The sequence below is a fragment of the Paenibacillus sp. F411 genome (assembly GCF_017582705.1).
GTDB classification, from domain to species: domain Bacteria; phylum Bacillota; class Bacilli; order Paenibacillales; family Paenibacillaceae; genus Paenibacillus_AQ; species Paenibacillus_AQ algicola.
In genome coordinates, this window is sequence record NZ_JAGFIP010000002.1 from 220,319 (window position 1) to 242,489 (window position 22,171).

Annotated in this window: 23 protein-coding genes; 2 read left to right on the forward strand and 21 right to left on the reverse strand. The window is 49.0% G+C overall.

Annotated features, from left to right (window positions below; translation table 11 throughout):
* Window positions 1-76: 76 nt before the first annotated feature.
* From JJQ72_RS03445 to metH, 9 genes are all read right to left on the reverse strand, one after another.
* Complete coding sequence (locus JJQ72_RS03445) at window positions 77-1,102, reverse strand: SAM-dependent methyltransferase (protein ID WP_208202877.1); 1,026 nt, start codon at window positions 1,100-1,102, stop codon at window positions 77-79.
* 50 nt (window positions 1,103-1,152) lie between these two features.
* Complete coding sequence (locus JJQ72_RS03450) at window positions 1,153-1,926, reverse strand: ABC transporter ATP-binding protein (RefSeq protein ID WP_208202778.1); 774 nt, start codon at window positions 1,924-1,926, stop codon at window positions 1,153-1,155.
* Entirely contained in the window at window positions 1,923-2,273 is a 351-nt protein-coding gene (locus tag JJQ72_RS03455) for a thioredoxin family protein (RefSeq protein WP_208202779.1), read from the reverse strand. Before JJQ72_RS03455 ends, JJQ72_RS03450 begins: the two co-directional genes overlap by 4 nt.
* Entirely contained in the window at window positions 2,270-2,608 is a 339-nt protein-coding gene (locus JJQ72_RS03460; protein ID WP_208202878.1) for a cyclic-phosphate processing receiver domain-containing protein, read from the reverse strand. Before JJQ72_RS03460 ends, JJQ72_RS03455 begins: the two co-directional genes overlap by 4 nt.
* 13 nt (window positions 2,609-2,621) lie before the next feature.
* Entirely contained in the window at window positions 2,622-3,482 is an 861-nt protein-coding gene (locus JJQ72_RS03465; RefSeq protein ID WP_208202780.1) for a deoxyribonuclease IV, read from the reverse strand.
* 6 nt (window positions 3,483-3,488) lie between these two features.
* Entirely contained in the window at window positions 3,489-4,301 is an 813-nt protein-coding gene (gene mutM, locus JJQ72_RS03470; protein ID WP_208202781.1) for a DNA-formamidopyrimidine glycosylase, read from the reverse strand.
* Window positions 4,302-4,328: 27 nt separating this feature from the next.
* A complete protein-coding gene (locus JJQ72_RS03475; protein ID WP_208202879.1) occupies window positions 4,329-5,135 on the reverse strand; it encodes a TIGR01457 family HAD-type hydrolase in 807 nt (268 codons plus the stop codon).
* Between the two features lie 150 nt (window positions 5,136-5,285).
* Window positions 5,286-6,215: a ribonuclease Z gene (gene rnz, locus JJQ72_RS03480; protein WP_208202782.1), complete on the reverse strand. Its 930-nt coding sequence runs from the start codon at window positions 6,213-6,215 to the stop codon at window positions 5,286-5,288.
* A gap of 93 nt (window positions 6,216-6,308) precedes the next feature.
* Window positions 6,309-9,749: a methionine synthase gene (gene metH / locus JJQ72_RS03485; RefSeq protein ID WP_208202783.1), complete on the reverse strand. Its 3,441-nt coding sequence runs from the start codon at window positions 9,747-9,749 to the stop codon at window positions 6,309-6,311.
* A 179-nt stretch (window positions 9,750-9,928) separates the two neighbouring features.
* Here metH and JJQ72_RS03490 point away from each other — a divergent pair, with 179 nt between their 5' ends.
* On the forward strand, window positions 9,929-10,462 hold the full coding sequence (locus JJQ72_RS03490; protein WP_138225742.1) for a cupin domain-containing protein: 534 nt from the start codon (window positions 9,929-9,931) through the stop codon (window positions 10,460-10,462).
* A 96-nt stretch (window positions 10,463-10,558) separates the two neighbouring features.
* Here JJQ72_RS03490 and JJQ72_RS03495 read toward each other — a convergent pair whose 3' ends face one another.
* The 6 genes from JJQ72_RS03495 to JJQ72_RS03520 form a co-directional block, all read right to left on the reverse strand.
* Complete coding sequence (locus JJQ72_RS03495) at window positions 10,559-10,993, reverse strand: FixH family protein (protein WP_208202784.1); 435 nt, start codon at window positions 10,991-10,993, stop codon at window positions 10,559-10,561.
* A 187-nt stretch (window positions 10,994-11,180) separates the two neighbouring features.
* Complete coding sequence (locus JJQ72_RS03500; protein WP_208202785.1) at window positions 11,181-11,825, reverse strand: SDR family oxidoreductase; 645 nt, start codon at window positions 11,823-11,825, stop codon at window positions 11,181-11,183.
* A 178-nt stretch (window positions 11,826-12,003) separates the two neighbouring features.
* On the reverse strand, window positions 12,004-12,804 hold the full coding sequence (locus JJQ72_RS03505) for an HAD family hydrolase (RefSeq protein ID WP_208202786.1): 801 nt from the start codon (window positions 12,802-12,804) through the stop codon (window positions 12,004-12,006).
* Window positions 12,805-12,839: 35 nt separating this feature from the next.
* On the reverse strand, window positions 12,840-13,361 hold the full coding sequence (locus JJQ72_RS03510) for a hypothetical protein (RefSeq protein WP_208202787.1): 522 nt from the start codon (window positions 13,359-13,361) through the stop codon (window positions 12,840-12,842).
* Between the two features lie 39 nt (window positions 13,362-13,400).
* Window positions 13,401-13,604 (reverse strand): DUF896 domain-containing protein, encoded by a 204-nt coding sequence (locus JJQ72_RS03515; RefSeq protein ID WP_138225737.1) that lies wholly within the window; start codon window positions 13,602-13,604, stop codon window positions 13,401-13,403.
* A 199-nt stretch (window positions 13,605-13,803) separates the two neighbouring features.
* Complete coding sequence (locus JJQ72_RS03520) at window positions 13,804-14,178, reverse strand: LysM peptidoglycan-binding domain-containing protein (protein ID WP_208202788.1); 375 nt, start codon at window positions 14,176-14,178, stop codon at window positions 13,804-13,806.
* A 179-nt stretch (window positions 14,179-14,357) separates the two neighbouring features.
* Between JJQ72_RS03520 and lexA the strand changes: the two genes are divergently transcribed.
* On the forward strand, window positions 14,358-14,984 hold the full coding sequence (gene lexA / locus JJQ72_RS03525) for a transcriptional repressor LexA (RefSeq protein ID WP_138225735.1): 627 nt from the start codon (window positions 14,358-14,360) through the stop codon (window positions 14,982-14,984).
* 128 nt (window positions 14,985-15,112) lie between these two features.
* Here lexA and JJQ72_RS03530 read toward each other — a convergent pair whose 3' ends face one another.
* The 6 genes from JJQ72_RS03530 to JJQ72_RS03555 form a co-directional block, all read right to left on the reverse strand.
* Entirely contained in the window at window positions 15,113-15,721 is a 609-nt protein-coding gene (locus tag JJQ72_RS03530) for a hypothetical protein (RefSeq protein WP_208202789.1), read from the reverse strand.
* 932 nt (window positions 15,722-16,653) lie between these two features.
* Complete coding sequence (gene glnA, locus JJQ72_RS03535; protein ID WP_138225681.1) at window positions 16,654-17,982, reverse strand: type I glutamate--ammonia ligase; 1,329 nt, start codon at window positions 17,980-17,982, stop codon at window positions 16,654-16,656.
* Between the two features lie 27 nt (window positions 17,983-18,009).
* The gene (locus JJQ72_RS03540; protein WP_138225680.1) at window positions 18,010-18,420 is read right to left on the reverse strand and encodes a MerR family transcriptional regulator; all 411 of its coding nucleotides are present in this window, start codon (window positions 18,418-18,420) and stop codon (window positions 18,010-18,012) included.
* Between the two features lie 83 nt (window positions 18,421-18,503).
* Entirely contained in the window at window positions 18,504-19,757 is a 1,254-nt protein-coding gene (locus JJQ72_RS03545; protein WP_208202790.1) for a methionine gamma-lyase family protein, read from the reverse strand.
* A gap of 95 nt (window positions 19,758-19,852) precedes the next feature.
* Window positions 19,853-21,139: a GTPase HflX gene (gene hflX / locus JJQ72_RS03550; protein WP_208202791.1), complete on the reverse strand. Its 1,287-nt coding sequence runs from the start codon at window positions 21,137-21,139 to the stop codon at window positions 19,853-19,855.
* A gap of 54 nt (window positions 21,140-21,193) precedes the next feature.
* The gene (locus JJQ72_RS03555; protein WP_138225677.1) at window positions 21,194-22,165 is read right to left on the reverse strand and encodes an AAA family ATPase; all 972 of its coding nucleotides are present in this window, start codon (window positions 22,163-22,165) and stop codon (window positions 21,194-21,196) included.
* Window positions 22,166-22,171: the final 6 nt, after the last annotated feature.

A 22,171-nucleotide genomic window follows, 5' to 3' on the forward strand; every position in this document is an offset into this window, starting at 1 on the left:
TGCTTTCCCGATCTATTGGTTAATTTTGGAATCATTATAGCTTGCCAGGCCGAACTTTGTAAAGAGTTTTTTTTATTTAGTATTTAATCATATACAGCGTAATCTCATCGCGATTGTGAAACAGCTGTTTGGCTCCCTGGACCTGCATATGAGCATCCTCGAACCAATTCAGCATTTCAGTAACCAGCGCCATTGGCTTCTTGGTCAGCAGCTTCACCGTCACAATAGCTGTTCCGCCGGGAGTCAGACTATAGAGCAGGTCCGTCACGAGCCTAGCCATTTGCTTGGGACTCCAGCTCATATCACACACAAGCAGATCGAACTCATGCTCTTTAAATTTCACATCTGAAGCGTTCTTGTTCAGAATTCGGAGCTGCGGATGTCTCTTTAAAGAGTCATGCATTTGAGCAGGGTCCACTGCCGTAACTCGCAGCCCGCGCTCCAGCAGGAACGAGGTCCAGCCGCCGGGGGCTGCCCCGATATCCAGCGCATTGTGGAAGGAGTCAAACGGAATCGAGAATTGATGCTCTGCTTCTAGCAGCTTGAATTTGGCTCTGGAGATTTGACCCTCCTCCCGCTGGAATCGAATCGCTCCACCGTTCCAATCCGACAATTGATCTTCGGGTCTAGCGACGCCTGCATACCAATGATCAGCTGCCGCAAATACGGACAGAATCCACTCCGAATGCTGAACTGCAAACGCTGAAGCAAGGGGAGTCATCGACTGCTGCAGCCTGTCTCTAAGAGCAGAAGGGTGCTCCTTCCAGCTGCTATCTGCTGTTTTTCGTATTTGAAGGGCTACACGGCTCTCGCCCAGCTCCTCCCGGCCAAGTGCATAACGCTCCAGCTCTCTGGCAGCAGCTTCAGCGTCTTCAGCCTTCATTTCAAGATGGACAGGAAATAGATGCCGCAAAAAAATCAGCGACGCTTCTTTAATTTTGCGGATCACCTGCTCGATACTTTCGGCTTCCAGGGTAACGATGAATACTTCTCCCGGAATTAGCACAGTGCTTTTCAGCTTGCCGAACAAGCGGCGAAGCTCCTCCTGGGCATAAGGTGCAAAGCCATGGTTGGCTGTACATACCAGCTTCACCTGCTTCATGTGACCGGCTTGTTCATTCCTAATTTCATGCTCAATGTCTCGCAATGGGGTTACCCTCCAGATTTCACTTTAATCCACGGACGCCCGCCGTCCCATTCCAGCTCGGCATCAATATCATAAGCAGCTTTTATAAGTTCTTTATTTAATACCTCTTCTTTGCGTCCAGCTCCTGCTAGCTGTCCATCCTTCATTAACGCAACATGGGTGAACAGAGGAACAATTTCTTCAATATGATGAGTGACATAGACAACCATTACGTTCCGTTTACGAAGCCGGTCAATTTCAAGCAGCATTTTTTCACGCTCATACAGATCCAGCCCTGCACACGGCTCATCCATAATGAGCAGCTGAGGATCAGCCATCAGAGAACGAGCCAGCATCACCTTCTTACGTTCACCTTGGGACAACGTGCCGAGCGGATGATTAGCCAGATGACCAAAATTCATATCTTCAAGCAATTCACGGGCCTGTTTCTCCACCTGCTCCGGAATCTGCTGATAAAAGCGAAGAAATGCATACGCTCCCGTGGCTACAACCTCCCATACCGGATCACGCAGAGACAGCTTTTCCATCAAGGACTGACTGATATAACCAATGCTCTTGCGAACCTCTCTGACATCACACCGGCCATACAGATTCCCGAGCACCTCAATCTGCCCAGAGCTGGGAAAAAAATAGCCTGTAATCATTTCAAGCAGCGTCGTCTTTCCACAGCCGTTTCGGCCAAGTATGACCCAGTGCTCCCCGGGCTTCATGTCGAGGGAAATATCGTTAAGGATCAGGCGGTCTTCCCTTTTGTAGTGAATATGCTGCAATGAGATCATCTCATCACTCCTCTGACAAAACTCAAAATATCCTGAACCGAGCCCATCCGGTACAATATCTTGTAAGGCTCTGCGTCATGATCAGTGACGGCCAATAGGGCTGGCACACTTCGCACTTGTAGCTGCTGGACCAGGTCAGGCAGAAAATTCACATCGCTCTCCAGCAGCACTCCGTCCGGAAGCATCGCCTCTGCAACCTCCAGCATTTTACGTGCAGCCTTGCAGGTTCCACAGAACGGAGTGTGTAAAAAGACAATAACCGGCTGTACCCCATTCCGTCCCTGCTTCCGCAGCTGCTGCTGCCAGGCCAGACGCTCCTTGAACTCCCGTTCTGAAATAGCAATCATGCTTCTGAATTCCCTGCAGTCTTAAGATACTCTGCCGGCATGGGACCATGATGAACCTTCACGCCCAGAGGCTTGTGCTGATAGAGCATCTCGTACATTCGCGTGCGTCCGGATGGACTTGAAGTGTGAAGAAAAATTTCTTCCGGATACAGCTGCTCCCGTACAATGGCCGCGGCCACATCTCCGCCGTTCATCACATCCGGCCCCAGCTCATAATCGAGAGATAGAATACCCACCTTGCACTCTCGCAGCAGCATTAGGCATTCTTCCCCGTTTCTAGCGAGAGCAAAGCCTGGGGGACAGGCACGCCAATCATCCAAATATACATGAATTATGGTCATTCCCTCCTTAGTTCAGCCAGGATCTCACTTTGGCAATATCTTGCCGGTGAGTTCCGTCCTCGCCTTTTTCCGTTTCCAAAATAAACACTTTATCAGCCAGCTCCCTGCTCTGCAGCAAGCTTTGCAGACACTCTTTTCCAATCCTGCCGCGCCCCACACGCTCATGACGATCCTTCCGGGAGCCGGCTCCGTATTTGGAGTCATTCAGGTGAACGAGAGCCAGTGACTCCCAATACCCGAGCTCTGAGCCCCGCTTTAAAAGCTGAGCCGTATTCTCCCCCTGCCACTGTCCCGAGGCAAACCAATGACAGGTATCCAGACAGAAGCCGATTTGGTCCGGAGACGAAGACAGCTCTCTCACCTTCACGCATTCTTCAAGCGTGATACCCATATCGCCATGGTCACCCGCCTGGTTCTCAATCAGCAGCTTGGCTTGTCCGTTCCACTCACGCAGCACCTCATTCATGCAGTGAATCATATTCTGGTAGGCAGTAAGCTGATCCTGACTGCTGCCGTGACCAAAATGCACCACGATTCCGAGGGAGCCGCAAGCTTCCGCAATGATCAAGTCATTGATCAGACAATCCACAGTCAGCCGGTAATGCTCTTTTCCCTTTGACAGACCAGCAGCCATATTCACAGGATAAGGCGTGTGCGCAACAGAAACAAGTCCATGCTCCTCGCAAAAGGCTCTGCATGACAGGCAGTCGTGAAAATCAGGGATTTTCACGTGCAGCCGGCGCGGGTTCTTCGGGAAATATTGAAAGGCGTCACCGCCCATCTGCAAGGCTCGCCGAGCAGCGGCAGCATATCCGCCTTGAGTGCTTCCGTGTCCGCCAACTTTAGGTGTGGTATGTGTGGAATTCATATCCCTTTACGGCTGACAAACCGGACAATAAAATACTTTTCTACCGCTCAGCTCTGTCTTAACAATTGTGCTGCCACATCTGACGCAGGGCTGTCCTTCGCGATCATAAATCCTGAAGGATTCGTCAAAGCCGCCCGTTCGTTCATCTCCCTGAAATAGAGGCAGCTCCATATAACCGCCAGCCTCCAGAGCGTCAGTTAATACGCTCATTGCAGCATCATAAAGCCTGGAGATCTCGGACTCAGTCAATTGCTGAACCTTGGTTGAAGGATGCAACCCCGCTGCAAATGCAATCTCATCCGCATAGCTGTTACCGATCCCGGCAATAGCCTGCTGATTGACGAGCAAGCTTTTCAAGGTTCCCCTGCGACTCTGGAGAATCGCTGTGAAGCGCTCCCGGGTGAGCTTTCGGCTAAACAGATCCGGGCCCAGACCTTCCAGTGCAAGATCACTTTCTTTGGCAGAGAGCAGATGCAAATAGCCGAGTCTCAATCCGATAAAGTATAGCGTAGCAGACCCGAATGAAATTTCAATTTGTGTATTTCGGGACGGCTTGTCTTCATGTCCATGTCCCAAGTACAGCAATCCTCCAAGCATCAGATGCAGCAGCAGCCGTTTGCCGTCGCTTAAGTGGAAGATGAGGTATTTGCCTCTGCGTTCAATAAAAATGAAGCGTGAGCCCATTAAAGTACTGGCAAACAGCTCAGGTGCCATGTTAATGGATTTCTCCCGCTGAACGGTAACATCCGTAATTGGGGTATTCAAGATTACTTCTGACAGCAGCCTGCGATAGTTCTCCATTTCCGGAAGCTCCGGCATGATGCATCTTCCCTTTCCATTCCAGCTTTATGTAAATAGCTCCCCGCTGCATAATAAGTCGGCAGCCTGCGATAGCGTTTCGCAAATGTAGTCTGGCGACACGCCTGCAGATGTACGGTGCTCCTCGATATTATACGGTGTCGTAATTCCCGTCATGACGAGTATGGTCTTGCAGCCTGCCTGAGCCCCTGCCGCAATATCGGTCCTCATATTATCACCAACCACAACAGCCTGTCTTGGTGAAATGCCCAGGCGGTCAGCCGCATAGTTCATCAGAATCGACGAAGGCTTGCCAATGACAATCGGCTTGACGCCCGAAGCAGCTTCAATGGCTGCTCCCAGTGAGCCGGCGCCAGGAGACAGGCCATCGTCCGAAGGCAGGAGCAGGTCCGGATTAGTCAGCACGGATACCGCACCGCCATGAATCCACTGGACTGCGCGGGCCAGCGAATCATAGCTGAAGGAACGGTATATGCCTTGAACACAATAATCCGGCTGATCTTCTGTAACCTGCAGGCCAGCCTGTTCGATAGCCGCGTGAAGTCCCTCTTCTCCCAGAATCGCCACTTTTGCGCCCGGTGATTCACGGGAAATATAACTCGCCGCGGCAAGAGATGAAGTACACACCTCATCCGCTGCAGCATCAATCCCCATTTCCTTCAGGTGGTCTGCAACCTGCTCCGGAGTTCGTGAAGAATTGTTCGTCACAAACAGGAATGGCAGCTGACGCTCCCTCAGCCGGGATACGAATTGATCCGCTCCGGGAATGCGGCGCTTACCGTGATACAAGGTTCCGTCCAAATCAATCAAGATCCCTGTTGTGTGTATGCTCATCACGATCACACCCTTCCTTCATCCCATTAAATATTTATAAGGTTAACGATCATAATGTCTGCTTCAGGTCTAACAGACTTACAATTGACAACAATCTACATCGAATGTATTCCCTTGTCATTTCCTGCGCTTTCCCGGAAAATAATTTTCTTATTCCCTGCGAGCGACAGGAAATAAAGCAAAGTCTTCCGCCAGCTTGGTGTTAGGAAACACCGCCTTGGCTTCCTCCAGCAGAGGCTGTAGATGCTCTACATCCTTGTATCTGGAGCTGAAATGAGTCAGCAGAAGCTGACGCGCGTTAGCTTGGAGCGCAGCCTCTGCGGCTTGCGTCGAGGTGCTGTGAAAATATTCAGCCGCGGTATCCGCAAGCTCATGCATGAAAGTTGCCTCGTGCAGCAACACATCGGCATCTTGGGCGAGCGGCACCACATTCTCGCAGGGTCTAGTGTCCCCCAGAATCGTTACGATCCGTCCCTTCTTGGGAGCCAGAAGCACCTGAGACGGATGCAGCATCTCCCCTTCGCGGAGCTCGACGCTTTCCCCGCGCTTTAGACGACCGTATAACGGGCCGGGCTTTAGGCCAAGCGCCTGCAGCTGATCCAAATCGAGACTGCCGGGGCGGTCCTTCTCGGTGATCCGGTAGCCATAGCTGTCTACCCGATGCTCTAATCTAGCGGCCTCGACCTTGAAGGTATCGTCTTCGTGTAATACGCCTCCATCATGCTCCACAATGTCGAGCGGATAATTCACTCTTGATTGACTAAGCGTCAGCGCTGTTTGAAGAAACGACTGTATTCCTACAGGTCCGAATACAGTCACCTTGGTGGATGCTCCCTGCGCTCCACGGCTCGATAGCAGGCCGGGCAAGCCAAAAATATGGTCACCATGCATATGTGTAACAAAAATATATTCCAGCTTGCTCAGCTTCAGCGGAGAGCGGAGAATCTGATGCTGCGTTCCTTCGCCGCAATCAAACAGCCAGATGGTCCCGCGCTCTTCCAGCAGTCTTAAGGCAACTGAGGTGACGTTACGCTGCAAGGAAGGAACTCCTGCGTTCGTCCCTAGAAAATAGAGCTCCATGTCGTTTCTCCCTTCTACTTATGCAGGGATGTAAACCGTAGAAATCCTCCGAATACTCGGAGGATTTCCAGCGGCTGTACACCGCATATGATGTTAAGCTTTATCCACATTAAAATATTTAGCCTCAGGGTGACTAAACACCATGGCCGATACCGAAGCTTCCGGCTCCATCATAAAGCCTTCCGTCAATTCCACACCCATGTCTTCCGGCTTCAATAGCTGGAACAGCGGTCCCTGATCCTCCAGATCCGGACATGCCGGATATCCAAAGGAGACGCGAATACCTTGATAACGAGCACCCAGTCGACGCTTCATGGTCATATCCTCCGGATCCGGGAAGCCCCAGGAATCCCGCATCATATGATGGACACGTTCCGCCAGTCCCTCTGCGGTTTCCAGAGCAACTGCCTGGAGCGCATGAGATCTCAAATAATCGCCTTTGTCCTTCCACTCCGTTGACAGCTTGTTAACCCCATGCCCGGCCGTAACGACGAGAAAGCCGACATAATCCATAATACCGCTGTCTGTAGACTTCAAGAAGTCAGACAAACACAGATAAGGCTCAACCTGCTGCCTTGGGAAGCTAAAACGATGAAGCACCGTTTTGGAGTCCGCTGGATCATAGATGAGAATATCATTGCCCTCCGACTGCGCCGGGAAGAAGCGGTACATAGCGTGTGCTTGAATAATCCCGTTGCGAATCGCTTCGTCAAAAATGCTGTCTACCGTCTCCTTTAATGAAACTGCTTTGGGATCCTGTGCTGCCAAGAGCTGCTCTACCGATCCCCGCAGGCCGAGGTGATGACCTAACAGCATCTGCATGTTTACATAAGGAAGAATGTGGGGAATCGGGTAGTTACGAATAATATGACGATCCAAATCCGGCGGCATGTATACCGGCGCTTCCGTAGAAACCTCAGAACGCTTAATCCGCACCGGCTCTGGCATTACCTTAACGACAGTTTGGACCTGTGCATCCTCCTCGCGCTCCTGTTCAAGCTGCAGCTGCAGGCTGGAGCGGTTAACCGGATCACTCAGCTTGTTGGCAAGATCAAGGCCGTCCATCGCATCCTTGGCATATAACACCATACCTTCGTATTCGGGACGAATCCGCGTCCGGGTAAATTTGCGTGTTAACGCTGCTCCGCCCACCATGATCGGAACGCTGATGCCCGCCGTTTTTAAATCCTGTGCCGTCAGAACCATCTGTTGGGCCGACTTCACCAGCAGACCGGATAACCCGATTGCATCGGGCTGTTCTCTGCGATACGCTTCAATGATCTGCTCCGGTGGTACTTTTATACCCAAGTTAACAATATGGTAACCATTGTTCGCAAGGATGATTTCTACCAGATTTTTTCCAATATCATGCACATCACCCTTGACTGTGGCGAGCATGATTTTCCCCTTAACTGACGATTCGTTCTTCTCCATAAATGGCTCCAGATAAGCTACTGAAGCCTTCATGACTTCCGCACTCTGCAGCACCTCGGCAACGATCAGCTCGTTATTATTAAACAGTCTCCCAACCTCGGACATCCCTTCCATCAGGGGACCATTGATAATTTGCAGCGGTGAGCTTTTTTTGAGGGCTTCATCCAGATCCGGGATCAAGCCTTCCTTGGAGCCTTCAACCACGTAAGATGCTAGACGCTCTTCTAGAGAAAGGTTCGAGATCTTTTCCTTCTTCTCAACCTTCTTATTCCGGAATGCAGCTACAAAAGCGGAAAGGGTATCATCATTGGTCCGGTAGATCAGATCCTCCGCAAGGCGCTTTTCCTCATCGGAGATAGAAGCATAACGCTCCAGCTTCTCGGTATTGACGATGGCATAATCGAGGCCTGCCTTTGTGCATTCATATAAAAAAACCGAGTTCAGCACCTCTCTGCCCGCCTCCGGCAAGCCAAACGAGACATTACTAATCCCCAGAATCGTATGGCACTCCGGCATTGCCTCTTTAATGAGACGAATTCCTTCAATCGTTTCTTTGGCCGAGCCAATATACTGCTCATCCCCGGTACCTACCGGGAACACCAGCGTGTCAAAAATGATATCCTCCGGCTTGATTCCGTATTTATGAACCAAGAGCTCATAGGAGCGCTTTGCAACGTTTAATTTATCCTCCCGGTGTATGGCCTGGCCGCTCTCGTCAATGGTACCCACGACCACCGCAGCACCGTACTTATGAATCAATGGAGTTACATGCTCAAACTTTTCTTCGCCATCCTCAAGGTTAATGGAGTTAATAATCGCTTTCCCCTGGGAGTAGCTCAAGGCCAGATCAATCACTTCCGGATCGGTTGTGTCAATCATCAAGGGCACCTTGACCTTTTTGACGACAAGCTCCAGGAACGCGATCATATCGGCCTTCTCCTCCCGATCGGGGTCCTGAACGCAGACATCAATAATATGTGCACCGTTCTTGACCTGCGCCCTGGCTATTTCCGAGGCCTCTTCATACTTGCCTTCTACAATAAGACGCTTGAACTTCCGCGAGCCGAGCACATTCGTCCGCTCGCCGACCATATATGGACGGTTATCCTGTTCAATGTAGACGGGATCAATTCCGGAAAGCGCGGGCAGATGGCTGCCTGACAGCGGGCGCGGTGCATAGCGGCTCATTACCTCACTTAATGCCCGGATATGCTCCGGTGTCGTTCCGCAGCACCCTCCGGCAATGTTCAGCCAGCCTTTTTCGGCAAAAGCACCCATTTTTTGCGCCAAGGATTCCGGAGACTCATGATAGTGACCATTCTCATCTGGCAGTCCTGCGTTTGGATAGCAGCTAATCGCCGCACTCGACATATCTGACAGCGAACGAATGTGGTCTCTCATAAACTCCGGACCCGTAGCACAGTTGAGCCCGATGGAAATCGGCTGTATATGCTCTAATGAAATGCAGAAGGCCTCAATATTCTGACCGGCGAGTGTGGTTCCCATTGGCTCAATCGTACCTGATATCATAATTGGCAGCTGAACGCCACATGACTCAAAAGCCTGACGAATGCCAATCGTACCCGCCTTAACATTCAGCGTATCCTGCGATGTTTCCAGCAGCAGCGCGTCAACCCCGCCCTCAATGAGAGCAACAACCTGCTCTTCGTAGCTCTCAATCAGCTCGGCAAACGTCACGCCTCCGGTCACCGACAGCGTCTTCGTCGTGGGTCCTAGGGCCCCGATTACGTAGCGCGGGCGCTCTGGTGTCGAATATTTATCTACAGCAGCACGCGCTAAGCGAGCAGCCTCCAAATTGATTTCTTTGGCTAAATGCGGGATATCGTATTCGGCCAATACCACGGATGTCGCGCCAAAGGTATTGGTCTCGATCAGATCTGCACCCGCCTCGAGGTATTTTTCATGTATATATTGAATCACGTCCGGCCGCTCAAGCACCAGCATTTCGTTACAGCCATCCAGTTCTTCTCCACCAAAATCCTCTGGAGAGAGGTCCTCCTGCTGAATCATGGTGCCCATTGCACCATCGAGGATTAATATTCGTTCTTTTAGCATATCTTGTAAACTTGGCTTACTCAAAGCTACCCCTCCCCGTAAAACGTTAAATCTTAGTGTAACAGAATTAAATTCATTAGGAAAGAATGATTATAACGTGAATTATGCGGCGCAATCATATAAAATACAGGTAAAGGGATGACAAGCTGCTTGTAAAACCTTATAATACTTATTATTCCAAGTGGAGAAAGAGGGATATAATCATGGCTGAAATTGTAATTCGCAACACGAACGAAAGAATCTCCGGCGAGGAAAATGTTCGTCAATTCCTAAACTCGCAAGAGGTCGTATACGAGCATTGGAATATGGATAAGCTTCCACAGGAGCTGCAGGAGCAGTTTTCACTTTCTGATGATGACAAGAAACGAATTCTTGATATTTTTGATGAAGAAATTCGGGATCTGGCTGCCCGCCGCGGCTATAAAATCTGGGACGTCATCACCCTGTCTGAATCTACCCCTAACCTGGAAGAGCTTCTGCAAAAATTTGAAGAGGTTCACACTCATACTGAAGATGAAATCCGCGCTATTGTTGGCGGTAAAGGCATTTTCATTATTAAAGGTGCAGAGGATGTAGGTTATTTCAATGTGGAATTGGAGCCGGGGGACGTTATTTCCGTACCTGAGAATACGCCGCACTTCTTTACATTAATGGATAACAAGCAAATTGTAGCCGTTCGTTTGTTCATTGAAGCCAATGGCTGGATCGCGACACCCGTGCCTAACCCAGGCCTGTAAAAACGATCAGGAACCAGCAAAAGCAGCAAGGCCTCAGAGGTCTTGCTGCTTTTGCATTGTACAATATTCATAGTATGGCGGTGACCAGCATGTGCGCTATGGGGTAACCTGTAGTTCCTTAACAGGCATGGAATGCATTCCCCTCGCGGTAACGTGAGAGATAATTCGGTATGTACCCGTATCCGTAAACCTCTTCTGAAGTTCATAATTTCCGTTGCCGGAGTGCTGTGCCGGGACCTTTACCTGCATGCCTCCGCCCTCCTGCGTAATTTCGAATTCTACGGTATCCGCATCATCCACCGGTTCGCCCGATTGAGTGACCTTCGCGATCATGGACACAGCCTCGCCGGCAGCGGCCACCTCTTTGCTCAAAGATAATTCAACGAGGATCGGATCCTCTAGCACCCATTCCCCGCCACTCCCTTTGACGGACTCCCCACTGCAGCCAGCCAGTGCAATCGCGGCGAGCAGGAGCGCGGACCATAGAGCAGCATTTCTCTTCAAAGACAACTTCGTGCCAGTGCTCTTCATATAAATTCACCTGCTTTAGTATCGGTTCTACATCCGTAAGGTCATTATACATGATTCCTCTCCTTCGATGCATTGCGGAAGACTTACAATTATGTGACGATTCAACCCGCCGGAGTTATAAAAAGACCTGGAGACCACCTTCAATTGAGGAAAGTGTCTCCAGGCATTCTTCATTTGCTGTATTCAATCAGAGCTTTGATAAAGCTTCTGAGATTGGTGTACTGCCCTCAATCAGCTCAAACAATTTGCCCTGTGTGTTAGGCTCTAATAATGCAGTCACAATGGCAGCAGCAACATCTGCTCTTGGAATGCTTCCAGGCTCAAGACTTGTCCCCGCTTCAATGTTTCCGCTGCCCTCGTCATTGGTTAGCGCACCTGGACGCAATATCGTATAAGAAAGTCCGCTGGATTCAACGGCCTGATCGGCATAGTGCTTGGCCACATAATATGGCTTGATGCTGTCGCTCCAGCGCTCCCGTTCACCTGCACCCATAGCACTCACCAGCACAAACCGGTCAATGCCTGCTTTCATGGCTGCCTCGGAGGCTTTCACCGCCCCGTCGAGGTCGATCAGCAGCGTCATATCTGCCCCGGTATCCCCTCCAGAGCCTGCAGCAAAAACAACTGCTTCACAGCCTTCAAGCGCCTTCGCCAGTGTGTTGACATCATCCTCCAGATTAAGCAGCACAGGATCTGCACCGAGTTCTTCAAAATACCCTGCCTGATCACTGCTTCGTATCAAAGCTCTTACCTCACCATGCTGCTCTCGAATCCAGAGGTCTGTGAAGATTCTTCCAATTTGTCCGTTTGCTCCAAACACTGCTGTCTTCATCGTGAATTCTCCTCTCTAGGTTTAGATCTCATGGTCATCATGGTCATCATGGTCTACCTGTATAATTACCTGAATGAGAGAATGTGAAACACAGCTTTAGAGGCACGAAGTAAAAAGGGAACGCTAAAAAGCCCCGAATCATATTCGGGACTTCAATAGCGCAGCATATAAGGATTGTTTATGTAAGCTGCAGCTCATTTAAGATGGGGTGCAGCTCCTTCAAATCCTGAATTTCGTAATTCGGAAGGATTGCAGGATCTTTAGGACGGTCGGTTCGATTAATCCAGACGGTTGTCAGTCCGGCCGCATTACCGCCCTTAATGTCAGTTGTCAGCTTATCCCCTACCATTACAGCCCGCTGTGGATCGACCTCCAGCATGCTGAGCGCATGCAGGAAAATGGAAGGATCAGGTTTACCCTTACCGAAGCTGCCTGAGATTACAATGTGATCAAAGTACGGAGCCAGATCAGGCACTCCATCCAGCTTCTCTTGCTGCAAATCCGGACTGCCGTTCGTCAGCAGCAGCAGCTTGACCTTACCTTGCAGCGACTTCAACACTTCAAACGTTTCTGCGTACACGTAAGGGCGCTTTCTTCGTTCCGCGGCGAACTGTTCCGCCAGTGCAGCGGCCAGCTCCTCATTCTGCACTCCGAGCCTGTTCAGTGCCTTGTCCCAGGACGATTTGCGGTAGCCTGGCGCCAGCTCCTGCAGCCGGCGAAACTCTGGCTGTTCCCCTGCCGTGAAGTTCGCCCACAAGCCTTCGTAAGGATTAATGCCGATCATTTGAGTAAAAGCAAATGTATCATAGGTTTCATAAAGCTTACGAGCTTCTTCACGAACAGCTGCAAGCAGCTCCCCGGCATTAATGGAGACAGCGTCGGCAGCCGCTTTGCAGGTAGCTGTAAAGGCCTCTTCTACACTTCGCTCATCCCATAGCAGGGTATCATCCAAATCAAACAACACAGCAGCAGTAGACATGTCCCTCTCCCCTTCAATCTTCTGTAATTTGTCGGTTACTTCCGCTCCACCGCAATTTGGTGCATGCTGGCGAATTCCTCCAGCCTTTTCCCCATAGCATCCGTATCATATCGGTTAATCAGACGGGAAAACACCCAATTGCCGCCCTTTGCTGACGTCTCAATAACGACAGAGCCGTTCAAAAGCCGAATCTTGCTAATTTCGGAAGGTGATAGCTTCCGTTCGCGATTGAATTTGAACGTTGACAGCGTATTTCGGCCAACCTTCAAGAACGGCTTTCTCAAAAAAATCATGATCGCAAGCAGCACATACAGACTAACTCCTACCCAGTTCAGAACGTCGCTTGCTCCAGCCGCGCTCGCTGTAGCTCTGCCCAACAAAGCGTACAGACCTGCCAGGGCCAGAAGCACAATCGGCAGTACATATTTACGACCCTTAAAAATGTGTCCATCAGCCGCTGTACCGTTACCGCCAATAGAGGTCTGGCCCTGCTTCTTACGCTGTTTATTGACCTGGGCCAGGTTCTTGCTTACTTTTCTTTCCCATGAACGAGACATGTCCTTACCCCTTTATTCATGTTTATTTAAAAAGCAGACTTAATGCTTTAAGCCTTTCCCTTTACCGGGCTCTTCATCAACAAATTCAATGGAATCCAGCTGCTGCCGGAAATTTCTTCTTATATTATTGAGATAGATTTCACGAAGCTCAGCACGCTCCTGCTGCTCCTGCTCCGTTAACCCCTCCGTCTTATTCTTTCTCGCGAGAACGTTAATACGCTCCACCAATGCATCAATGTCCATCTGAATACCTCCACTTATATGTTCATTTCTAACTGTGACATGAGAAAAAGAGCTTGTCAAGAAAGCGGCCTTGACCAAGCTCTTTATTATGAAAGAGTCAGATATATTATATCATCATCTGTGAAGAAACAGATACGTCATTTTAAATAATGCAGATCAAGGGGAATGAGTATAAGATAAGCCTATTTCCTATGACAGTTTAGTAGAGGGGTAAACTCAGAACCTCTCCGAATTTAATATCATGGCTATTCAGTCCGTTAAACTTCGCAATGGTATGAATATAGTCACGGATGTCCATGGAATCCGGCTTGTGACTAGCTGCAATGCTCCATAAGGTGTCACCTGACTGCACAACGATCTCCCTCACCTCAGCAGGTTCCTCTTCCCCGTTTGCAAATACAGTCAATGCGCTGCTAAAGCCCAGAAAGAACACGAACAGAATGCCTAACAGCTTGTTGCGGTTTAAAGACATTATGTAATTCAAAGCTTGAGATAAGGACTTCCTCCCCTGTGCACTAGCTTGCGGCTGCGCCGGGTGGTCATAAATACTCCGATAAGTACTATATTTCAGCATGTCGATCATCTCCCAAACAAATGTTCTGTTTGAATCTACTATAACAAGAACACTTGTTTGTTTCAAGCGTTTTTTACGAACAATTGTTCCGAGAAAAATTATTTAGAACTAATGTTTGTACGAACGGTAGTTCTATGTTATACTTTTACCAAACGTTACATAAATGGGGTTGATAAGGAATGTCGAAGATATCCAGCCGCCAATTGGCCATATTGGAATTTATCCGTACAGAAGTACGCAGTAAAGGGTATCCGCCTTCAGTTCGTGAGATTGGCGAAGCCGTCGGACTGGCCTCCAGCTCTACGGTACACGGTCATTTAGACCGTCTGGAGAAGAAGGGCCTGATTCGCCGAGACCCTACTAAGCCTAGAGCGATTGAACTGCTGGGCCAGGAAGAGTCAGAGAGCAGCAATCTTTTCACGCATACGATTTCCAGAGTGCCTGTAGTCGGTAAGGTTACCGCCGGCGTTCCGATCACCGCTACGGAGAATATTGAAGATTACTTCCCGCTGCCTCAGCATTTTGTTGGCGATGACAAGATTTTCATGCTTTCCGTCGCTGGCGACAGTATGGTTGAGGCCGGAATCATCAATGGAGATTACGTGATCGTAAGACAGCAGCAGACCGCGGACAATGGAGATATTGTCGTCGCCATGACCGAAGAGGACGAAGCTACAGTCAAGACCTTCTATAAGGAAAAGGATCATATCCGTCTTCAGCCAGAGAACTCGGCGTACGAGCCGCTTCGCTTGAATCATGTGTCGATTTTAGGTAAAGTAGTAGGCATTTTTAGAGATATTCATTAGGAATATTCACCATCTAATTAAGAGAAGATGACCTCTGTACTTTGTGCAGGGTTATCTTTTTTGTTGTTGCTTCCGATATAAAAAAGCTGCCACTGTATCATAAAATTATAAAACATAAATTTTGGAGTTTAGAAATTCTTTAGATAAGACTGAATGGCTCTTGTAGCTTTTTTTGTTATTTCGCTATCTATTTTAGCCTCTGCATTCTGGTGGACAATAATTATCAAGTTTTTATAGCTAAAAGTTAAAATATCTGTTTTTTGAGATAGGTTCTGATCAATGTCAGATAGACCTTTAGTTTTACTATATTCAATAATGTCGTTTCCTATAAAATTTTTAGTGTAGGCAAACTTTATAATTACTTGCTTAGTGGTATCTTCATCTTCAAAAATTAGCATTCTTTGAGTTGTTCGTATTGGTGTGTTATTTTCTATCTTTCCTTCCAAAGATAAAATCTCTCGTGTGTTAAACGATAAATCCTTATCGACTATTACTAACTCCTCTTCAAAAGTTCCGTTTTTTAAGTCAAATCCTTCAATTTTTAAAGTTTTAGCAGAATCAAAAAATAGTTTGTCAAAATTTTCATACGTTATCACTTGATTTGATAATGCATTGTTATCTGGTACAGGTTTATTAACTTCATGAGTATCCTTCGTAACTTCAACCTCCCCCTTACAACCCATAATGAATAATAGCGTCGTAATTAATATAAGCAAAACACGTAACTTTCTCATCATCTCTCCTCCTAGAAAACAATTTTTCTATTTGTATTCTTCTATCCTATGATTGCACATCATATTAAGGAAGACATTATGTAATGTCCCAAATTCACACTGTTTCCCGTGCCTTACTTTGATGCACAAGGATGAACAGATACGCCAAGTCGCAGAGGTTTCGTTAAACTAACAACCATCCAATTTGATGAGAACACAATGCGGAAAAAGGTGTCTAAACTACTGTCACGCTGGGCTTCAATTCTGCGAAAACGACCTACAAGATGGCAAAAGCCGATCCCTAAAAAAGCTCCGTTTCACGAGGAAAGCATGCCAGCGCTAAAAAACAAATGGTGGACGGGCGTATCGATCATCTGCAATTTGAGAATGAGTCAATAATTCCTACTTACCTGACCGCCTTACAATACAACTGGTGTCCCTTGAAGCAAACCACGGCTGACTGTCTTAAGTTTTTTGCCCGAGTACATTCCTGAGTTGAACCCTGATGAAGGTTTGTAGAAGTACTTAAAACAGGACGTCGTTCACTGTGTATTATTCAGTTAATTCTACCACATATATACTAGCTCTTTATGAGGAAGATAAATTTTCCATCTATCAGATTATTTGGATCACTTGCTTGTTTGGATTTAAATTTTATAGTTCGGTTTTGAGCCTAAATATCGTTTTTATATTTAATTATTGGAAATCCCCGTTTACTCTCAAACATGTATAAGAACGCTTAGGTCACGGAAGGATGAAAATCACATCTACTGCGTACGCTCACGTGTCTAAAAAACTTGAGGCTACGAATATGTATAAGTACGAGTGTCACATTAAAAACATTTTCGAGTAATTTGTGGGTGAATTGTGGGTGTTCAAATATATTCCTTATACCGATTCGTGTTGCCCCCCAAAACAAAAACCCCTCACGCCATACGGCGCAAGGGATTCCTCTTTTAGTACATGGTCATGTATTGATCGCGTTCCCATCCGTGAACCTGTGTGCGGTACATATCCCACTCGATTTCTTTCAGTTCGTAGAAATGGGACAGGGCGTGCTCACCCAATGCTTCGCAGATCGTTTCATTGCGAATCAATTCGTTCAGCGCTTCCTTCAGGTTAGAAGGCAAGCTAGGGATTCCTTCTTCGATACGCTCTTCTTCCGTCATCACATAGATGTTACGGTCGATAGGCGCTGGCAAAGGAAGCTTACGCTTAATGCCGTCCAGACCAGCCTTCAGCATAACAGCCAGAGCCAGGTAAGGATTCGCTGCCGGATCCGGATTACGAGCCTCAACACGCGTGCTCAGGCCGCGGGATGCCGGAATTCGGATCATCGGGCTCCGGTTACTTGCAGACCATGCTACATAGCATGGAGCTTCGTAGCCAGGAACCAGACGCTTGTAAGAGTTCACTGTAGGGTTTGTAATGGCTGCAAATGCGCGGGCATGCTTCATAATTCCTGCCATGAAATGACGTGCCGTAGCGCTCAGGCCAAGCTCATCACTCTCATCGACAAATGCGTTCTCTTTGCCATTAAAGAGGGATTGGTTACAGTGCATACCGGAACCGTTCACACCAAACAACGGCTTCGGCATGAAGGTTGCGATCAAACCGTGCTGACGAGCAATCGTCTTAACTACCAGCTTGAACGTCTGGATCTGGTCAGCGGCTTTAACCGCGTCCGCATATTTAAAGTCGATTTCGTGCTGTCCTGGAGCCACTTCATGGTGAGAAGCTTCAATTTCGAAGCCCATCTCTTCCAGTGTCAGTACGATATCACGGCGGCAGTTCTCACCCAGATCGGTAGGAGCAAGGTCAAAGTATCCGCCTTGGTCATTCAGCTCCATAGTCGGGTTACCCTTCTCGTCTGTCTTGAAGAGGAAGAATTCCGGCTCTGGACCAACATTCATCGAAGTGAAGCCCATCTCTTCGGCTTCCTTCAGGTTTCTCTTCAGAATGCCGCGCGGATCGCCAGGGAACGGAGTGCCGTCCGGCAGATAAATATCACAGATCAGACGCGCAACACGATCTTCGGAATGCCATGGGAAAATAACCCAAGTGTCAAGATCCGGATACAGATACATATCCGACTCTTCAATCCGAACATAGCCTTCGATGGAAGATCCGTCAAACATCATTTTATTGTCTAACGCCTTTGGCAGCTGACTTACTGGAATTTCAACGTTCTTGATCGTCCCCAGAAGGTCGGTAAACTGCAAGCGGATAAAACGTACGTTTTCTTCCTTGGCAATACGAAGAATATCATCTTTCGAATAACTCACTATATCCTCTCCCTTTTCATCTTTGGTTTATTTATTAAAAAACCGGGACAATTCGCCCTGGATCAAGGATACTTGACCCGGTCTTTTAGCCGAAATCAGTTCCTGCTTCAGCAGACGCCGCAATTGGGACTCAGACATCTCCCGGCGCTTGCTCTCCGTATCCGGGGTCAGCACCGTGGCTTCCTCCGACTCCTTCGTCACGGGATTCATCACTTGCTTGATGCCCGCAATGTTTACGCCTTTCTCGATTAAAGCTTTAATTTCCAGTAATCGTTCAACATCATTGAAGGAGAACAGTCTCTGGTTGCCTGAAGTACGGGCAGGTACTATTAAGTGATGCTGCTCGTAGTAGCGAATCTGTCTTGCAGATAGATCCGTGAGCTTCATGACAATCCCAATCGGAAACAGCGCCATATTTCTTCGGATATCATCACCCATAACTCATCAACCTTCCAAGTGATCTTTTCTTCCTCCCATTGTATATTTCCTGATCTCTTATGTCAACCATATGTGAGATAAACTCACAATAAATTTCGATCCTTTAGGGTTTGAAGAGCCGATAAAACGCCGTATTTGACATGAGAATAGGTGAGTCCTCCCTGCATATATCCGATATAAGGCTCCCGAATAGGCGCATCTGCAGACAGCTCCAGACTCCCTCCTTGAATAAAGGTTCCCGCCGCCATAATGACCGGATGCTCGTATCCCGGCATATCCCAAGGCTCCGGTACCACATGGCTATCCACCGCAGCTGCCTGCTGAATACCCTGTACAAAAGCGATCAAATGCTCCGGTCCCGAGAATTGAACGGCCTGGATTAGATCTGTCCGCGGTTCGTTCCAGGCAGGACGTGTTTGAAATCCGATGGCTTGAAATACGGCCGCTGCAAATATACTGCCCTTCAAGGCCTGTCCAACGGTATGCGGGGCCAGAAACAAGCCTTGATAAATGGCGCGGGTGGTTCCCAGCATAGCTCCGACGTCCCGGCCGATGCCTGGGGCTGTCAAGCGGTAGGCTGCCTGATCCACCAGCTTCTTGCGGCCACAGATATAGCCTCCGGTTTCCGCAATCCCGCCGCCCGGATTCTTGATCAGCGAACCCGCGATCAGATCGGCTCCGACCTCTGTTGGCTCCAGCCGCTCTGTAAATTCTCCGTAGCAATTATCGACAAAGATGATAAGATCCTCTCGGATCCGCCGAAGCTGTTCAACCATATCTTTAAGATGAGAAATAGTAAAAGAAGATCTCCAGGAATAGCCACGCGACCGCTGAATGGCGATCACCTTGGTGTTGGGCTGAATGGCGGCTGCCACGGCAGGCCAATCTACCTCGCCTTCCTCCGTCAGAGCCACCTCCGAGTAGGTTATGCCGAAGTCACGCAGCGAGCCCGTACCGTCCTGCTCCTTGCCGATGACCTTGTGAAGCGTGTCATAAGGTCGTCCGGTGATCGATAACAGCTCATCCCCAGGTCTTAATACCCCAAACAGCGCTGTTGAAATCGTATGCGTCCCTGAAGCAAAGTGAGGCCTTACCAGAGCAGCCTCTGCTCCGAACACATCCGCGTACACCTCATCCAGTACTTCACGTCCCCGATCGTTATAAGCATAGCCTGTAGATGCTGCGAAATGATAGTCGCTAACCTTATGACGCTGAAATGCATCAATCACTTTCCATTGATTAAAATCTACAAGCTCATCGATCTCCCGGTGCCGGGAAGAAATCTGCTCCTCTGCGGCGATACTTAATGCCGTAATTTCTTCTGCAAACCTTGCCATGTCTCTCTCTCCTAACTATTCATGCTGCACTATAGCGCATATAACCTGCAAACGGCCGGCACGAAGCCAGCCGCTGTAACAGATCGATGTCATCCTTAAGGAATCAGATACTCTTTCAGCTGATACCCATGCTTCTCATAGTCGGCTCTGTTGACGTGCACCTCATAGAGGAGATCATGATCCTCTACCGATTGCTCTACCACATCGCCGATTCGATAAATGAGAGAGCTGAGATCGCCTCGCTCCGCCGGAATTCGGAACTTGACCGCTCCCCCGGACAAATGATTCTGAATGGCAAGCTTTACCCGCTCCAAATCCGATTCATTGAATGCGCTGATCTTTAGATTCCCCTCACCTGCCGGAAGCATCTCCTGTTGCTGCGGCTCACAGGCATCGATCTTGTTAAAAATGGTAAGCTGGTCCGTATCACCGGCTCCAAGCTCCTGCAAAATCTTGGACACGACCTGCATCTGCTCATCCCGCATCGGCGAGGAAGCATCCACCACATGAAGGATAAGCTCCGCTTCATTCGCTTCCTCAAGGGTCGCACGAAAGGCCGCAACCAGGTCATGAGGAAGGTTCTGAATAAATCCAACGGTATCGGTCAGCACGACCTCCTTGCCACTCGGCAGCTCCAGCACTCTGGACGTCGGATCCAGCGTTGCAAACAGCTGATTCTCAATATATACGTCCGCAGCGGTCAGTCGGTTGAGCAAGGTTGATTTGCCGGCATTCGTATATCCCACCAGAGCAACCTGAATGGCTCCGGATTTCTTTCTGCGTTCGCGGTGCAGCACGCGATGCTTCGTAATCTCATCCAGCTGCCGCTTCAAATCACTGATGCGGTCACGGATATGCCTGCGATCCGTTTCCAGCTTGCTCTCGCCGGGACCCCGGGTGCCGATTCCACCGCCGAGCCGGGATAAATTTTTGCCATGACCTGATAACCTGGGCAGTAAATAGCTGTGCTGCGCCAGCTCAACCTGGATAATCCCTTCACGCGTCTTGGCTCGCTGAGCAAAAATATCAAGAATGAGCTGAGTCCTGTCGATAATTTTGACGTCCAGCGTCTCCTCCAGATTGCGAACCTGAGCACCCGACAGCTCCTGATCAAAAATAGCGGTGTTTGCTCCCAGACCGTCAATAGCCATGCGTAGCTCCTCGACCTTGCCTTTGCCGATAAACCACCGGGAGTCCGGGGTCTCGCGATTCTGGGTAATCACCTCCAGCACCTCGACGCCAGCCGTCTCTGACAGCTGAACCAGCTCCTGCAGAGAATGCTCGGTATTCAGACCGGAGCGCTTTACCTGATCTGTTACGAGGCTGACCAATATTGCCCGATCCTTCATCTCTGAATTCGTCTCATGTAAATGATTTGCCATAGATAGTACTCCTTTTAGAGGTTAGGTAATTGCATCAAATCTGTAGAAAATCATTTAAGGAAGCTGCATACGAAAGTCCTCAGGCCGCAGCGTCATCAATTCCAGCTTGCCCGGATTCCCGGTAACATATTGATTTAGCAAACGCACAGCCTGATTCCGGATACCCTTCTCTATTAAATTTCGCACGTATCTCGCATTGCTGAAGGCATGACTGCCGTCCTCTTTCTCACTTTGCAGATGCTCACGCAGCCGGCTCATGGATTGCGGCATCAGAATATAATCCCGTTCCTTTGCCATGAGCTCAGTGATCTGAATCAGCTGATCCAGGTTATAGTCCGGGAAATTCATCTGGATCGGAAATCGGGAATGCAGCCCGGGATTACTGCACATAAAAAAATCAATTTCATCACAATAACCGGCGAGAATCAGAACAAACTGATTCTTATGGTCTTCCATCGCTTTGACCAGGGTATCGATAGCTTCCTTACCGAAATCCTTCTCCCCGCCTCTGGCTAGACTGTAGGCTTCGTCAATGAACAGAATCCCACCGATCGCTTTCTTAACCAGATCCCGCGTTTTCTGGGCCGTATGTCCGATGTATTCACCAACCAGATCTGCACGTTCTACCTCGACAAGATGTCCTTTGCTCAGCACACCCATCTTCTGAAACAGCTTCGCAACGATCCGGGCTACCGTCGTCTTTCCGGTCCCCGGATTGCCTTTGAAAATCATATGAAAAACCTGACCGCCGCTATGGAGCCCGGCGTCTGATCGCATTCTTGCCACCTGAAGCAGCGCATAAATCTCGTAAACGAGCTCTTTAATCTGCTCCAGCCCGACCAATTGGTCCAGCTCCTTCTGAATCTCCTGAAACAGGCCTTGTACCGGCGTATTCAAGGCTGCCGGCTCACTTGCGGGTACGGCACTGCTGACCAGCGGGGCCTCGCTGCTTCGGAGCACGACATTAATTTGTCTCGAAGGCCTCGACTCCGATCGGCTGCCGGCAGCGTTAGTTCTCCCGTTCATTGCTCC

Excerpts from the sequence above, each read along its gene's own strand:
- JJQ72_RS03445 (WP_208202877.1), bottom strand. The coding sequence starts at position 1,102 with ATGAAGCAGGTGAAGCTGGTATGTACAGCCAACCATGGCTTTGCACCT.
- JJQ72_RS03450 (WP_208202778.1), bottom strand. The coding sequence starts at position 1,926 with ATGATCTCATTGCAGCATATTCACTACAAAAGGGAAGACCGCCTGATC.
- JJQ72_RS03455 (WP_208202779.1), bottom strand. The coding sequence starts at position 2,273 with ATGATTGCTATTTCAGAACGGGAGTTCAAGGAGCGTCTGGCCTGGCAG.
- JJQ72_RS03465 (WP_208202780.1), bottom strand. The coding sequence starts at position 3,482 with ATGAATTCCACACATACCACACCTAAAGTTGGCGGACACGGAAGCACT.
- mutM (WP_208202781.1), bottom strand. The coding sequence starts at position 4,301 with ATGCCGGAGCTTCCGGAAATGGAGAACTATCGCAGGCTGCTGTCAGAA.
- JJQ72_RS03475 (WP_208202879.1), bottom strand. The coding sequence starts at position 5,135 with ATGAGCATACACACAACAGGGATCTTGATTGATTTGGACGGAACCTTG.
- rnz (WP_208202782.1), bottom strand. The coding sequence starts at position 6,215 with ATGGAGCTCTATTTTCTAGGGACGAACGCAGGAGTTCCTTCCTTGCAG.
- JJQ72_RS03490 (WP_138225742.1), top strand. The coding sequence starts at position 9,929 with ATGGCTGAAATTGTAATTCGCAACACGAACGAAAGAATCTCCGGCGAG.
- JJQ72_RS03495 (WP_208202784.1), bottom strand. The coding sequence starts at position 10,993 with ATGAAGAGCACTGGCACGAAGTTGTCTTTGAAGAGAAATGCTGCTCTA.
- JJQ72_RS03500 (WP_208202785.1), bottom strand. The coding sequence starts at position 11,825 with ATGAAGACAGCAGTGTTTGGAGCAAACGGACAAATTGGAAGAATCTTC.
- JJQ72_RS03505 (WP_208202786.1), bottom strand. The coding sequence starts at position 12,804 with ATGTCTACTGCTGCTGTGTTGTTTGATTTGGATGATACCCTGCTATGG.
- JJQ72_RS03510 (WP_208202787.1), bottom strand. The coding sequence starts at position 13,361 with ATGTCTCGTTCATGGGAAAGAAAAGTAAGCAAGAACCTGGCCCAGGTC.
- JJQ72_RS03515 (WP_138225737.1), bottom strand. The coding sequence starts at position 13,604 with ATGGACATTGATGCATTGGTGGAGCGTATTAACGTTCTCGCGAGAAAG.
- JJQ72_RS03520 (WP_208202788.1), bottom strand. The coding sequence starts at position 14,178 with ATGCTGAAATATAGTACTTATCGGAGTATTTATGACCACCCGGCGCAG.
- lexA (WP_138225735.1), top strand. The coding sequence starts at position 14,358 with ATGTCGAAGATATCCAGCCGCCAATTGGCCATATTGGAATTTATCCGT.
- JJQ72_RS03530 (WP_208202789.1), bottom strand. The coding sequence starts at position 15,721 with ATGATGAGAAAGTTACGTGTTTTGCTTATATTAATTACGACGCTATTA.
- JJQ72_RS03540 (WP_138225680.1), bottom strand. The coding sequence starts at position 18,420 with ATGGGTGATGATATCCGAAGAAATATGGCGCTGTTTCCGATTGGGATT.
- JJQ72_RS03545 (WP_208202790.1), bottom strand. The coding sequence starts at position 19,757 with ATGGCAAGGTTTGCAGAAGAAATTACGGCATTAAGTATCGCCGCAGAG.
- hflX (WP_208202791.1), bottom strand. The coding sequence starts at position 21,139 with ATGGCAAATCATTTACATGAGACGAATTCAGAGATGAAGGATCGGGCA.
- JJQ72_RS03555 (WP_138225677.1), bottom strand. The coding sequence starts at position 22,165 with ATGAACGGGAGAACTAACGCTGCCGGCAGCCGATCGGAGTCGAGGCCT.